Annotated in this window: 11 protein-coding genes and 1 tRNA gene; 7 read left to right on the forward strand and 5 right to left on the reverse strand. The window is 53.9% G+C overall.

Annotated features, from left to right (window positions below; all coding sequences use genetic code 11):
* Positions 1 to 57: 57 nt before the first annotated feature.
* From rpsU to rpoD, 3 genes are all read left to right on the forward strand, one after another.
* A complete protein-coding gene (gene rpsU, locus IM284_RS19845; protein ID WP_001144069.1) occupies positions 58 to 273 on the forward strand; it encodes a 30S ribosomal protein S21 in 216 nt (71 codons plus the stop codon).
* A 115-nt stretch (positions 274 to 388) separates the two neighbouring features.
* Positions 389 to 2134: a DNA primase gene (dnaG, locus tag IM284_RS19850; RefSeq protein ID WP_028014472.1), complete on the forward strand. Its 1746-nt coding sequence runs from the start codon at positions 389 to 391 to the stop codon at positions 2132 to 2134.
* A gap of 153 nt (positions 2135 to 2287) precedes the next feature.
* A complete protein-coding gene (gene rpoD, locus IM284_RS19855; RefSeq protein WP_028014473.1) occupies positions 2288 to 4132 on the forward strand; it encodes an RNA polymerase sigma factor RpoD in 1845 nt (614 codons plus the stop codon).
* Positions 4133 to 4233: 101 nt separating this feature from the next.
* Here the strand turns inward: rpoD and mug are convergent, their stop codons facing one another.
* Positions 4234 to 4740, reverse strand: coding sequence for a G/U mismatch-specific DNA glycosylase (gene mug, locus IM284_RS19860; RefSeq protein WP_008503183.1), 507 nt, complete (start codon positions 4738 to 4740; stop codon positions 4234 to 4236).
* Between the two features lie 124 nt (positions 4741 to 4864).
* Here mug and IM284_RS19865 point away from each other — a divergent pair.
* A tRNA-Ile gene (locus IM284_RS19865) sits at positions 4865 to 4940 on the forward strand.
* Between the two features lie 193 nt (positions 4941 to 5133).
* Here IM284_RS19865 and IM284_RS19870 read toward each other — a convergent pair.
* A complete protein-coding gene (locus tag IM284_RS19870) occupies positions 5134 to 5388 on the reverse strand; it encodes a hypothetical protein (protein WP_047367099.1) in 255 nt (84 codons plus the stop codon).
* A gap of 856 nt (positions 5389 to 6244) precedes the next feature.
* On the opposite strand from IM284_RS19870, the gene IM284_RS19875 reads away from it, so the two are divergent.
* Positions 6245 to 7414 carry a DNA repair protein gene (locus tag IM284_RS19875; protein ID WP_047367098.1) on the forward strand — a complete coding sequence of 390 codons (1170 nt, stop codon included), beginning with the start codon at positions 6245 to 6247 and terminating at the stop codon, positions 7412 to 7414.
* Here the strand turns inward: IM284_RS19875 and IM284_RS19880 are convergent, their stop codons facing one another.
* Positions 7415 to 8179, reverse strand: coding sequence for a siderophore-interacting protein (locus IM284_RS19880; RefSeq protein WP_047367097.1), 765 nt, complete (start codon positions 8177 to 8179; stop codon positions 7415 to 7417). It lies immediately after the preceding gene.
* A 147-nt stretch (positions 8180 to 8326) separates the two neighbouring features.
* On the opposite strand from IM284_RS19880, the gene IM284_RS19885 reads away from it, so the two are divergent.
* Complete coding sequence (locus tag IM284_RS19885) at positions 8327 to 8821, forward strand: PadR family transcriptional regulator (protein ID WP_041908013.1); 495 nt, start codon at positions 8327 to 8329, stop codon at positions 8819 to 8821.
* On the opposite strand, the gene IM284_RS19890 is transcribed toward IM284_RS19885, so the two are convergent.
* On the reverse strand, positions 8818 to 10377 hold the full coding sequence (locus IM284_RS19890) for a methyl-accepting chemotaxis protein (protein WP_028014479.1): 1560 nt from the start codon (positions 10375 to 10377) through the stop codon (positions 8818 to 8820). The two genes, IM284_RS19885 and IM284_RS19890, sit on opposite strands and share 4 nt — an antisense overlap.
* 336 nt (positions 10378 to 10713) lie before the next feature.
* Positions 10714 to 12234 carry a PAS domain-containing methyl-accepting chemotaxis protein gene (locus IM284_RS19895; protein WP_047367096.1) on the reverse strand — a complete coding sequence of 507 codons (1521 nt, stop codon included), beginning with the start codon at positions 12232 to 12234 and terminating at the stop codon, positions 10714 to 10716.
* A 435-nt stretch (positions 12235 to 12669) separates the two neighbouring features.
* On the opposite strand from IM284_RS19895, the gene ygjG reads away from it, so the two are divergent.
* A complete protein-coding gene (gene ygjG / locus IM284_RS19900; protein WP_048338836.1) occupies positions 12670 to 14049 on the forward strand; it encodes a putrescine aminotransferase in 1380 nt (459 codons plus the stop codon).
* The last annotated feature ends 213 nt before the right edge of the window (positions 14050 to 14262 follow it).

Genomic DNA, 14262 nt, shown 5'->3' on the forward strand with positions numbered 1-14262 from the left:
GAAATAAGCTGGCGTTGATGCCAGCGGCAAACCGAATTTATTAAAGGTGAGAGTTACATGCCGGTAATTAAAGTACGTGAAAACGAGCCGTTCGACGTAGCACTGCGTCGCTTCAAACGTTCATGCGAGAAAGCAGGTGTTCTGGCTGAAGTTCGTCGTCGTGAGTTTTATGAAAAACCAACGACCGAACGTAAGCGCGCTAAAGCTTCCGCTGTGAAACGTCACGCGAAGAAACTGGCTCGCGAAAACGCACGCCGTACTCGTCTGTACTAATCTGTTGAGGGCCAACGCCCTCAATTGACAGACAGAGTAGTAGTCGTAAGGCCGTGCTTCCGGAAGGAATGCGCGGCTTGTTTTCGTTTATAAGTCGCTTAAATTTTTGGGGCATATGGCCGGAAGAATCCCACGCGTTTTCATCAATGACCTGCTCGCCAGAACCGACATCGTCGATCTCATCGACGCGCGGGTAAAGCTGAAAAAGCAGGGCAAGAACTACCATGCGTGCTGTCCGTTCCATAACGAAAAAACCCCCTCCTTCACCGTAAACGGTGAAAAGCAGTTTTACCATTGCTTCGGCTGTGGCGCACACGGTAATGCCGTCGATTTTTTAATGAACTACGACAAGCTCGAGTTCGTTGAAACCGTCGAAGAACTGGCGGCGATGCATAATCTTGAAGTGCCGTATGAAGCAGGCAGTGGGCCAAGTCAGATCGAGCGCCATCAGCGGCAAACTCTGTATCAACTGATGGATGGCCTGAATTCGTTTTACCAACAGTCTCTTAAGCACTCTGCGGCTGAGCCTGCGCGTCAGTATCTGAACAAGCGCGGACTGAGCGACGATGTGATTGCGCGTTTCGCTATTGGTTACGCCCCGCCCGGCTGGGACAACGTGTTAAAGCGTTTTGGCGGCAATAGCGAAGATCGTAAATCCCTCATCGACGCAGGCATGCTGGTCACTAACGACCAGGGACGAAGCTACGACCGCTTCCGTGAACGGGTGATGTTCCCGATCCGCGACAAGCGTGGCCGGGTAATTGGTTTTGGTGGTCGCGTGCTGGGTGATGCCCTGCCGAAATACCTCAACTCTCCGGAAACCGATATTTTCCATAAGGGCCGCCAGTTGTACGGTCTTTATGAGGCGCAGCAGGACAATGCGGAACCTCCGCGTCTGCTGGTCGTCGAAGGCTATATGGACGTCGTTGCGCTGGCGCAGTACGACATTAACTACGCGGTTGCGTCGTTAGGTACGTCCACCACTGCCGATCATATTCAACTGCTGTTCAGGGTGACCAACAACGTCATCTGCTGTTACGACGGTGACCGAGCCGGACGCGACGCCGCCTGGCGAGCGCTGGAAACCGCGCTGCCGTATATGACCGACGGACGTCAGCTACGCTTTATGTTCCTGCCCGACGGTGAAGACCCGGATACGCTGGTGCGTAAAGAGGGCAAAGCGGCATTCGAAGCGCGGATGGAGCAGGCACAGCCGCTCTCCACGTTTCTGTTTAACAGCCTGATGCCGCAGGTGGATTTGAGTACCCCTGACGGGCGCGCGCAGCTCAGTACTCTGGCGCTGCCGTTAATCAGCCAGGTGCCCGGCGAAACGCTGCGCATCTACCTGCGTCAGGAGTTAGGCAACAAGCTCGGTATCCTGGATGACAGCCAGCTTGAACGTTTAATGCCTAAACAGGCTGAAAACGGCACGGTTCGCCCCGCGCCTCAGCTAAAACGCACAACCATGCGTATACTGATAGGGTTACTGGTGCAAAACCCCGAACTTGCTCCGCAAGTGCCGTCGCTGGCGGGTTTGAACCACGAAAAGTTGCCCGGACTTGGCTTATTTTCAGAACTGGTCAACACTTGTTTGTCTCAGCCAGGTCTGACCACCGGACAACTTTTAGAGCATTATCGCGGCACAAAAGAGGCCGCTACCCTTGAAAAACTGTCGATGTGGGACGATATAGCAGATAAGGAAATTGCAGAAAAAACGTTCACCGACTCGCTCAACCATATGTTTGATTCGATGCTTGAGTTGCGCCAGGAAGAGTTGATAGCTCGCGAGCGCACCCATGGCTTAAGCAGCGAAGAACGCCGGGAGCTCTGGATGATTAACCAGGAGCTGGCGAAGAAATAAAAAATTTAACGGCTTAAGTGCCGAATATCGATCGGGAAGCCCCCGGCAGCCGCACTGAGAGGCAGCGGCAAAAATATAAGTACGCCCTCGCTTTAAAGGTTGGCAGCACCATCGCCGACACCAATCAAACGAATTAAGTGTGGATACCGTCTTATGGAGCAAAACCCGCAGTCACAGCTGAAACTTCTTGTCCAACGCGGTAAGGAGCAAGGCTATCTGACCTATGCCGAGGTCAATGACCATCTGCCGGAAGATATCGTCGATTCAGACCAGATCGAAGACATCATCCAAATGATCAATGACATGGGCATTCAGGTGATGGAAGAAGCACCGGATGCCGATGATCTGTTGCTGGCTGAAACCTCCAACAACACTGACGAAGATGCGGAAGAAGCTGCTGCACAGGTCCTGTCCAGCGTGGAATCTGAAATCGGGCGTACCACTGACCCGGTCCGCATGTACATGCGCGAAATGGGTACCGTTGAACTGTTGACCCGCGAAGGCGAAATTGACATCGCAAAGCGCATCGAAGACGGGATCAACCAGGTTCAGTGCTCTGTTGCCGAATACCCGGAAGCGATTACCTATCTGCTGGAGCAGTACGATCGCGTTGAAGCGGAAGAAGCGCGCCTGTCTGACCTGATCACCGGTTTTGTCGACCCGAACGCTGAAGAAGATATGGCGCCTACCGCCACTCACGTCGGTTCAGAGCTGTCTCAGGAAGAGATGGATGACGACGAAGATGAAGATGAGGAAGAAGACGACGACAGCGCGGACGATGACAACAGCATCGACCCGGAACTGGCGCGCGAGAAGTTTGCCGAGCTGCGTACCCAGTACGAAGTAACGCGTGACACCATCAAAGCGAAAGGCCGCAGCCATGCCGCCGCTCAGGAAGAGATCCTGAAGCTGTCTGAAGTATTCAAACAGTTCCGCCTGGTGCCAAAACAGTTCGACTACCTGGTAAACAGCATGCGCGTGATGATGGATCGCGTACGCACCCAGGAACGCATCATCATGAAGCTGTGCGTTGAGCAGTGCAAAATGCCGAAGAAGAACTTCATCACCCTCTTCACCGGCAACGAAACCAGCGAAACCTGGTTCAACGCGGCTATCGCGATGAACAAGCCGTGGTCTGAAAAACTGCACGATGTGAAGGACGATGTCTATCGCGGTCTGCAGAAGCTGCAGCAAATTGAAGAAGAGACCGGCCTGACCATCGAGCAGGTCAAAGACATCAACCGTCGTATGTCCATCGGTGAAGCGAAAGCGCGCCGTGCGAAGAAAGAGATGGTTGAGGCGAACTTGCGTCTGGTTATCTCTATCGCTAAGAAATACACCAACCGCGGTCTGCAGTTCCTGGATCTGATTCAGGAAGGCAACATCGGTCTGATGAAAGCGGTAGATAAGTTTGAATACCGTCGTGGTTACAAGTTCTCTACTTACGCGACATGGTGGATCCGTCAGGCGATCACCCGCTCTATCGCGGACCAGGCTCGCACCATCCGTATTCCGGTTCATATGATTGAGACCATCAACAAGCTCAACCGTATCTCCCGCCAGATGCTGCAGGAGATGGGCCGTGAGCCGACGCCTGAAGAGCTGGCCGAGCGCATGCTGATGCCGGAAGACAAGATCCGTAAAGTGCTGAAGATTGCCAAAGAGCCAATCTCCATGGAAACACCGATCGGTGACGATGAAGATTCGCATCTGGGGGATTTCATCGAGGATACCACCCTCGAGCTGCCGCTGGACTCGGCTACTACCGAGAGCCTGCGTGCCGCCACGCACGACGTTCTGGCTGGCCTGACCGCCCGTGAAGCAAAAGTGCTGCGTATGCGTTTCGGTATCGACATGAATACCGACCACACGCTGGAAGAAGTGGGTAAACAGTTCGACGTGACCCGCGAACGTATCCGTCAGATCGAAGCGAAGGCGCTGCGTAAGCTGCGTCATCCAAGCCGCTCTGAAGTGCTGCGTAGCTTCCTGGACGACTAATCCTGGTAAACAGCAAAAAGCTCCCAATCGGGAGCTTTTTTTTGTTTATTCCCTCTCCCCGTGGGAGAGGGCCAGGGTGAGGGCATCAGGCCGCAAAGGAGCTAAAGCCCCCGCACCATCAGCGCCTCATCCAACTCCCTGTAGGCCTCCACCAGCTTATCCAGCGTCGCTCTGTTGAGCCCGCTAGGATTCGGCAACACCCACACCTGTGTAACGCCAATCATGATGCTCTGCTTGCCCCACTTAGCCCCGCGCTGGCTGAACGCCTGCTCGTAGGCCTGCTTTCCGAGGATCGCCAGCGCGGCGGGCTGATAGTCTTCAATCTTCTTCACCAGTTCCCGCCCGCCGCTGCGCAGTTCATGCAGGTTGACCTCGCTTGCCTGTACCGTCGGCCGCTCGACCAGCATGGTAATTCCGCAGCGCGTGTCCAGAAGGTGCTGCTCCTCTTCCGGCTTGAGTAACCTGTCGGTAAACCCGGCCTGGTAGATCACTTTCCAGAAGCGATTGCCCGGATGGGCGAAGTGAAAGCCGGTGTGCGCCGAGGACTTTCCCGGGTTGATTCCGCAAAACACCACCCGCAGGCCAGGGGCCAGAATGTCGTTGATCATCTTTACTCCCGCTGATACGTCGTAATGGAAGTATAAAGGATTGATAATGCGTTGTTTATAAAAACAGCAGGCAGGTGTGAATGGCTGGATTGCTGCGGGGAGTTACTTTATAATTCACCGCCACGGCCCCTTAGCTCAGTGGTTAGAGCAGGCGACTCATAATCGCTTGGTCGCTGGTTCAAGTCCAGCAGGGGCCACCAAATTTTAGCTTTATAATCATATAATTAAGCCACTCCAGCGAGTGGCTTTTTTTTCTATGTTACTGATAGCGAACCTTTATCGTTACCCTGCTTCTTAACTGAACCCGATTTCAATCCAGACCCCACTGTATGACGCAGAGCAGAACAGGCTTAACTTCGCCTCGACGACCACCTTGTGGATCAGTTTTCATGATTAGCTTTTGTATCGAGCGAAATGCCGGTAGATTTTTTTCGTAACAAAAATGGCAAGTACGCCCAGCAGAATTGACGCTAAGCCCAGGAAAATCAATAAAGAAAGGATATGACTGAACAAGCCTCCAAAGCTTGTAAAATCACTCAATCGAGCAAACTGCTCCGGAGTGAGTACTCGAACGACGACCTCTGGAATAGATAGAAAGAAAATAATCACCACCAGAACATAAATTGCCACTCTACCGCTTTTTTTCATTTTCTTCCTTGCCCCTTATGACAATGATGATCAATTATTGACATGAGTTATTAAAAAGATGAAACGAGCAATCTTATGGTTTCTGCAGTCCTATATTTATTACATCCCTATAGCACTCATTGTTGCTGGCGCTTATCTCTTCGCGCGTTTCCTGCCTGACTATTTTGGTATACTTACCTTTGCATGGATCATCATCGTTTCCTATTTTTATGTAAAACATAATCGTTGGTTCTGATGGGTTCCGGAAAATCAACAGCCCACGCGCGCGCAACAAAAAAGCCAACCCTGTACTCCAAGGGTGTTGGCTCTATCTTAAAGCAGCGACAATCTCACCGGGTTAAAACACGTACGTATGTCCAGCGTAAATTCGTTAGAAACAATATGTGCCTTCAATTGATATACAGATGCTCAACTGCCGTGTAGTTTACGCCTACACCTGACGCGTAAGTCAGATAATTTTACGTTATCGAGCCGTATTCACGGCCAGGATTGTCCTGCCAGCTGCCTGAGTGCTCCTTATCTTTACCCCCACACTGCCCCCCCGGACGGGAAAGGGTGTTCATTTCTTTGGCTCACCGTCCAATCTGCAGATTTTTTATCGAATCGTAATACCTTTCTTCCGTATTTTGCGCAGTGACCTGTCTTTATTTAGATATTATTTCTATATATTTCAATGAATTAAGTTTAACCTCAAAAAGCAGCACTCTTATTCTTTTGTTAAGCGCTCATCTTCACACTCTGTAAAATCTAAAGAAATCCCCCATCGCGCCGATCATCATCCGTGTGTATTATTTCCTGTAGCTTTTACAACAACTACCCTTAACTCAAATACTTAAGCGCCAAAGCGAAAGGCATCATGAGCACACCGATCAAACGGCTAGAAATCATTAAAAATGCCATTGAACTGGAAGATGACGACATCATCCAGAGCCAGCTGACACGCCTGAAAAATGAAGCGTTTGACGATGAGCTACAGGCAATCGTCGTGGCGCTTGAGGAAAAGAACTATACCTCGGCCATGGCGGCCATAACCGCCTGGCTGCAGGGCCAACGCGCCGTGACCCAGTGGCGTGACCCACAGGTAGCCGCCAGCAAGCTGGAGCTGAAGGCGCTGGAAGAGCGTCTGCGCGATCTGATTGACCGCCGCAACGCGCGCGTGCAGCAGCTTGATGAGTTCAACGATCTCTATTTCTCCCGCCTCGGACCGCTGATGCAGCAGATCCTCGCCCTGCGTAAAACGCTGGCGGAGCTGAACCTGCGTCGTCAGCAGGCGGAGGCACGTCGTCGCGAGGAGGATTACCGCCGCTGTCAGCGCTATATGGCGCAGGCGGTGGAGGTGCTGGCGACGCTTACCCAGCGCTGGCGCGATCTCCCGGCTGACTCCGTCCAGGCCACTCAGGCGCGTAAGCATCTGGAGCAGCAAAGCAATCTGATTACCAACCTGCTGGCCGAAGCGCTCGAACTGGAAAGCGGCTTAACGCGCGAAGAAGAGCCCGCGCGTCAGGCGCGCGACGAGGCCAACGAAGAGTACGAGAAGTATCGCGAACAGCATCACGATGCCGAAGTGCGGCTGCGCAAGGGCAAACATCTCTCGGAAGAAGATCAGAACGAACTCAAGCGCCTCTGGCGGCAGGCGAGCAAGCTCTGCCATCCGGATTTAGTCGCAGACGATCTGAAAGAGGAAGCCAACGCGATGATGGTGCAGCTCAACCAGGCCAAACAGCGCGGCGACGTCAAAACCATTCGCTCGCTGGTGGCCCGCCTGCAGCAGGGGTTCGAGCCATTGATGGCGAGCGACAGGCTGAACGATCTGGAGCGTATCCGCAAAAAAATGGCGCAGGTCCGCGAGCAAATCGACACCTTAGTGAACGAGCTGGCGGAGCTGGAAAAAGAGGAGTCATGGCTGCTGGTCTCGTCGCTGAGCAATATGGAAGCGTACTTTGCTCAGCAGGAGAAAGCGCTAAAAGAGGTATGCGCCTCGCTCGAACATCAGGTTAACGAAGCGCAGATGGATTCGGCAGCCTGATTATTTAGCGTGCCAGTATGCGCTGGCACGCACCAGATGCTGGTCAATCGCGTTGGTTTCAAACTGGCGGCTCAGGCTTTTTACCACCTTCCCTTCTCCGGTCAGCCAGATAAAGTAATCCTCCGCCGGCACGGCCAGCGCCGCCAGACGGTCAGCCACCGCCTGCTCGCTGTGGCCCACCACCCAGGTGATGTTGAAATCACTCAGGTGCGCCAGATAGTCCTTATAAGATTCATCACCTACGGTCACCACCGCGTGAATCTCCGGACAAACCGGCAGTTTAGCAATGCTCTCTAAACGTCGACGCAGCGCCGGCATGCCGGACTCGTCGCACACGTACAGCTGCCAGGCGTAATCCTCCGGCACTACCAGCGAACCGCGCGGGCCGCCGATCGTCAACCTGTCGCCCACCTTCGCCTCGACTGCCCAGCCGCTGGCAATCCCGCCGTCATGAATGAAGAAATCGAGCGCCAGCTCATGATTTGCCTCATCGTACAGCGGCGTATAGTCGCGCGCCTGTGGACGTACGCCGTCGCCCCAGTCGATGCCTTCATCGGTGACCTTCGGCGGGACAAACGTGGTGCCAGGTGCAGGGAAAAAGACTTTGGTGTGGTCGTCGAAGCCGCGGGAGCTAAAGCCCTCCAGCGCCTCGCCGCCTAAAACAATGCGCTGAAAGCCTGCGCTAATGCGCTCAACGCGGCGCACCGTCAGCTCGCGAAAGCGCAGGTCATTACGCACGCGCTGTGGGTAACGGGTAGATGCCATTTTTAGCCTCTTCTCTGGTGAATACGATATATCGGAATTGAATTTTAAATGATAATGATTACTAATCAGTAAAAAAGCAAGATTTTTTAGATTGCATCTGAATATATCTTAGATATAGTTTAGATATATCAAATTAAGAGACATAACATGCGACATGAACACGACGGCGGTGGACGCCGACCGCGCTTTTTCGGCCACGGCGACCTGCGACTGGTGATTCTGGATATCCTGACCCGCAGCGCCAGCCACGGCTATGAGCTGATCAAAGAGATCGAGAACCTGACCCAGGGGAACTACACGCCGAGCCCCGGTGTGATCTACCCGACGCTGGATTATCTGCAGGATCAAACCTTTATCACCATTACGGAAGAAGAGAGCGGTCGTAAGAAGATTGCGATTACCGCTGAAGGACAACGCTGGCTGGACGAAAACCGGGAACAGCTGGAACAGATCCAGGTGCGTATTAAGGCGCGTAGCGTCGGCTTTGAGCTGCGCAAAAACCCGCAGATGAAGCGGGCGCTGGATAACTTTAAAGCGGTGTTAGACCTGAAGGTAAATCAGGGAGAGCTCAGCGACGCGCAGCTCAAGCAGATTATCGGCATAATCGACCGCGCGGCGCTGGAGATCTCCCAGCTGGATTAAGCCGGCGCGTGCTCGCTCACTCGGAATACGCGTACCAGCTCTTTCAGGTGCATCGCCTGCTCGTTAAGGGATGCCGCCGCCGCGACGGACTCCTCCACCAGCGCAGAGTTCTGCTGGGTGGTGGCATCAATCAGGCCAATCGCGCTGTTGATCTGCGAGATCCCCTCCGTCTGCTCGTGGCTGGCCTGGCGGATCTCGCGCAGGATCGTGTCCATCTCCTCCACGTTGCCGACCATGCCGTTGATCAACGCGCTCGCTTTTTCCACCAGATTCATCCCGTCCTGGGTCTGGCTAGTGGAGCTCTCGATCAGCTCGCGAATTTCACTGGCAGACGACGCGCTCTTCTGGGCAAGCTGGCGAACCTCACCGGCAACCACCGCGAAGCCGCGGCCGTGCTCGCCCGCACGCGCCGCTTCCACCGCCGCGTTCAGCGCCAGAATGTTGGTCTGGAACGCAATAGCGTCGATCAGGTCGATAATGTCGGACATCCGGTTCGACGTCTCGTTAATCAGGCGCATTTTGCTGGTCACCTGCTTCATCATCTCCCCGTTGTTTTTGACCACCGTGGCGGCATCTGCCGAGAGATTAGTCGCTTCCCCGGTGTGCGAGGCGGTGTTTTTCACCGTCGCGGTGATCTGCTCCATCGAGGCGGCGGTCTGCTCAACGGAACTTGCCTGCTCCTCGGTGCGCGCAGCAAGGTCCTGGTTACCAGCGACAATCTGCGCGGCTGCGCTGGAGATATTCTCCGAGCCCGTTTGCACCTGCTGCACAATATCCAGCAGGCGGTTTTTCATCTCCATCAGCGCGTGCAGCAATAGGCCCGTTTCGTCTTTGCCGTGCGGCGTGATGCTGCCCGTCAGGTCGCCCTCTGAAATGGCATTGGCAAAATTCACCGCCTCGCCGAGTGGGCGGGTAATAGCGCGCACGATAAACCAGCCAATCAGGCTGCCAGCGGCGACGCTAAAGAGGGTGATCAGGATCAGCAGCAGTCGGCTAGACCTGAAGTCTCCTTCCACCTGCGCCCCCGCGCTCTGCATCTCATGGTTCTGAATCGCAATCAGCTCCTGCACTTTAGCTTTATAGGCCTGCTGCACGGTGAGGGTATGGGTCATCATCTCCTGGATAGCACCCGCACGGTCATTATTCTGCACCGCCTGCAAAATGCGATAGCGCGAGTCCAGATACTGCTGACGAACGTCGCGGATCTCGGCAAGGACCTGCTGCGATTTCGGGTCCTGCAACACCGTATTCAGCTCGCCCAAAATCACCGTGATATGCTCGCTGATCTCTTTAAGATGCTGCTGCGACTGTGCCGTGTACGTTCCCTGTTCATCCAGCAGCATGAGCTGCTGAGTGCTAATAAATTCCTGGAAGTTGTCGATTAACTGGTTCGCTTTTACCGTGGTGGGATAATCATGGGTAATGATGGATTGCATCCCGTTGTTAGCCCGGTTCAGGCTCAGTAAGGACATACTGGCGCTGATCACCATCAGGACAATAAAGAATCCAAACGCCAGAAATAATTTCGTGCCGATCTTTACGTCATGTAAGAACATATTTTCTCCATCGATGTGATTATTTCTCAGACGATCGCTGTTATCGGTAACGAATCCGCTAACTTTATGACTTTGATCGTTTTTTTATTTCATAACCATCACAATGGATAGGTAGAGGCTATTAATTCCGCCCCATCGATCGTTACCAGACCACCAGAACAGGGTTTTGCAAAATAGCATCGGGGAAAACTGACTTAGGCAGGGATAAATAACTGAGGCACTTTCTTTAGTTATTTAATATCTCATTAACAATAAAAAACATTAATAGTCACAACCACAAATTAAAAAGCCGTTTATTCCTTACGGTATAAACGACTTTTCCGGAACATTACTGGCTCAATGGAGCACCGTCACCGCATCCTTAAGACGCCCGGCGCGGTGTTTCACCATGGCAGAGATGTGCGCGCTCTCCTCGACCAGGTCGGCATTTTTTTGCGTAATGCTGTCCAGTTCCGCCACCGCGCGGGTTAGCTCTGACAACCCGGTCGCCTGTTCGGACGTCGAGTGGCTGATCTGCGCGATGAGCTGCGTGACGTTTTTCACCTGCTCGACAATGTCATCCATCGTGCGGCCTGCGGCGTGCACCTGCTCCGAGCCGGACTGTACCCTGCTGGCGCTGGCATCAATCAGCTTGCGGATATCGTTAGCCGCATTCGCGCTGCGGCTGGCAAGGTGGCGAACTTCCCCCGCGACCACGGCAAAGCCTTTCCCCTGCTCGCCGGCTCTTGCCGCTTCAACGGCCGCATTCAGCGCCAGGATATTGGTCTGGAAAGCGATGTCGTTAATCAGGGAGGTAATCGAGCCGATGCGCTGCGTGCTATCGGCGATGTCATCCATCGTTTTCACCACGGTCTGCATCGCGTTGCCGCCTTTCGTCGCCGCGCTGCTCGCGGCGACGGAGAGTTTGTCCACTTCGGCGGCGGTTTCTGAGTTGCTCTGAACGGAAGCGGCCATCTGGTTCATCGTTGCGACGGTCTGCTGCACGTTCGCCACGGTCTGACGCGTACGATCGTTCAGCGCTTCGTTCCCCTGCGCCAGCCTGTCGCTGCCGTCACGGACGCTCATCACCTGGCTTGAGACGTCATTGATGAGCCAGCGGCACATCAGCCCCAACTGTCCTACCGCGCGCAGGGTTAACCCCAGCTCGTCGCTGCGGTTCAGATGCTGCACGCTGTTGCGCTCGCCGGTCGCCACCTTCAGCGCCTGATGCGCGACGTTTTCGATCGGGCGGACAATCTGTTGCTCAAACAGCAGCGTTCCCAGTAGCGTTATCACGGCGGCCGCTGCGAGCGGCACCCAGCCTGCGGAGGTGGTCATCAGGGTAGCGGCAAGCGCGGCAAAGAGCGCCGCCATCACGCTGCGTACGCGCCAGCGTAGCGGCATGGAAGGAAGTTTACCCAACCAGCCCTTACGCACCACCAGTCCTTTTTGGATGCGTTTTTTACAGCTCTCGTTATTCAGCGCCCGGTAGAGCGGCTCTACGGCAGCGATCTCTTCCTCCGTGGCTTTGGTGCGGATCGACATATACCCCGTCACCTGCCCATTCCGCACCATCGGTACCGCATTCGCGCGCACCCAGTAATGATCGCCATTTTTACGTCGGTTTTTGACAATGCCACTCCACGGCTCACCCTGCTGCAGGGTGTACCACATATCGGCAAACGCCGCTTTTGGCATGTCGGGATGGCGCACCAGATTGTGCGGCTGGCCCATCAGCTCATCAAGCTGATAGCCGCTCACCTGCACAAAGGTGTCGTTTGCATGGGTCATATAGCTGTGGACGTCGGTGGTCGACATTAAGGTGGTGTCATCGTCCAGAGGATAATTATTCTGGGTGACACAGGAAGGAGAAGACATGACGGGCATTCCTTGCAGGTTATTCGAATGTTAATTTTGTGGTTTATTGTTTTTTCGGCGGTAAACAATTTATCTTTAGTTGTTAAACTTGATGGAGATCGCAGATTTCACTTAAACCGCACTTTTTGTGAGATTTTATAATTCATTGATTCCAAATACTTTCGCAAAGAAATTACCTATAAAGCATGACCTGTTAACGCCCACTTGAGCCGCAAGCCATGCACTCCTTTAGTGCAATTGCCTTTTTGTGCACCTGAGAATGCGGGTTGCCCTGTCCCCCTAAATCCCGTTTCGATTGCTCCGGCATGATTAAATATTGCGCAACATAATTTTAACCTGGCGTTTATCCCGATTTTCGTTAAGTCATCTGAAGTGGCGTAATCCCTGCAATACTTAACTCAGTATCATGTGATACGCGATCCCCGGGAGCATATTTTGAACAGGTTACCTTCCAGCGCCTCGGCTCTTGCCTGTACCGCGCACGCACTGAATCTCATTGAGAAGCGAACGCTCGATCATGAGGAGATGAAACAACTTAACCGAGAGGTCATTGATTACTTTAAAGAGCATGTGAATCCTGGTTTTCTGGAGTATCGCAAATCTGTTACCGCCGGCGGGGATTACGGAGCCGTAGAGTGGCAAGCGGGAAGTCTCAACACGCTTGTCGACACCCAGGGACAGGAGTTTATAGATTGCCTGGGTGGTTTCGGTATCTTTAACGTGGGGCACCGTAATCCAGTAGTGGTTTCCGCCGTACAGAATCAACTTGCGAAACAACCTCTCCATAGTCAGGAACTGCTCGACCCGCTTCGCGCCATGCTCGCGAAAACGCTGGCGGCCTTAACGCCCGGCAAGCTGAAATACAGCTTCTTCAGCAACAGCGGCACCGAGTCGGTCGAGGCGGCGATCAAGCTCGCCAAGGCGTACCAGTCGCCACGCGGGAAATTCACCTTTATCGCCACCAGCGGCGCGTTCCACGGGAAATCCCTGGGGGCACTGTCTGCGACCGCCAAATCCACCTTCCGCAAACCGTTTATGCCGCTGCTGCCGGGCTTCCGCCACGTGCCGTTCGGCGACATTAACGCCATGCGCACCGTGCTAAGCGAATGCCGTAAAACCGGCGATGACGTGGCGGCGGTGATTCTCGAGCCGATTCAGGGTGAAGGCGGCGTGATTTTGCCTCCACAGGGCTACCTGCCAGCCGTGCGTCAGCTGTGCGATGAGTTTGGCGCGCTGCTGATCCTCGACGAAGTGCAGACCGGGATGGGGCGCACCGGCAGGATGTTTGCCTGCGAGCACGAGAACGTTCAGCCGGACATACTGTGTCTTGCGAAGGCGCTCGGCGGCGGCGTGATGCCGATTGGTGCGACGGTTGCCACCGAGGAGGTGTTCTCGGTGCTGTTCGACAATCCGTTCCTGCACACCACCACCTTTGGCGGTAACCCGCTGGCCTGTGCGGCGGCGCTGGCCACCATCAACGTGCTGCTGGAGCAAAACCTGCCAGCGCAGGCGGAGCAGAAAGGCGACATGCTGCTGGATGGCTTCCGCCAGCTGGGGCGTGAGTACCCGGATCTGGTGCAGGAGGCGCGCGGCAAAGGGATGCTGATGGCAATCGAGTTTGTCGACAATGAAATCGGCTACAACTTCGCGAGCGAGATGTTCCGCCAGCGGGTGCTGGTAGCCGGCACGCTCAACAACTCGAAAACCATCCGCATTGAGCCACCGCTGACGCTGACCATAGAGCAGTGTGAGCAGGTGCTGAAGGCGGCGCGCAAGGCGCTGGCAGCGCTGCGGGTAAGAGTAGAAGAAGTATGATTTAATCCCTCCTCTTATGGAGGAGGGAGTTATATCCACTCTAATTTCATTTCAATTTGTAATTAAACATGGCATATTGAAAATCACTCTTACATTGACCTAAAGAACAATTCCCGTTTTAAATTAATATTTAATTTTAATAAAAGGATAGCGTTCAATAACAATGCAGAAATATCACTCTCGGCGATTACACCTTACTGAATCAGGCTAAAT

The sequence above is a fragment of the Enterobacter cloacae complex sp. P12RS genome, assembly GCF_014895875.1.
Taxonomy (GTDB): domain Bacteria; phylum Pseudomonadota; class Gammaproteobacteria; order Enterobacterales; family Enterobacteriaceae; genus Enterobacter; species Enterobacter bugandensis.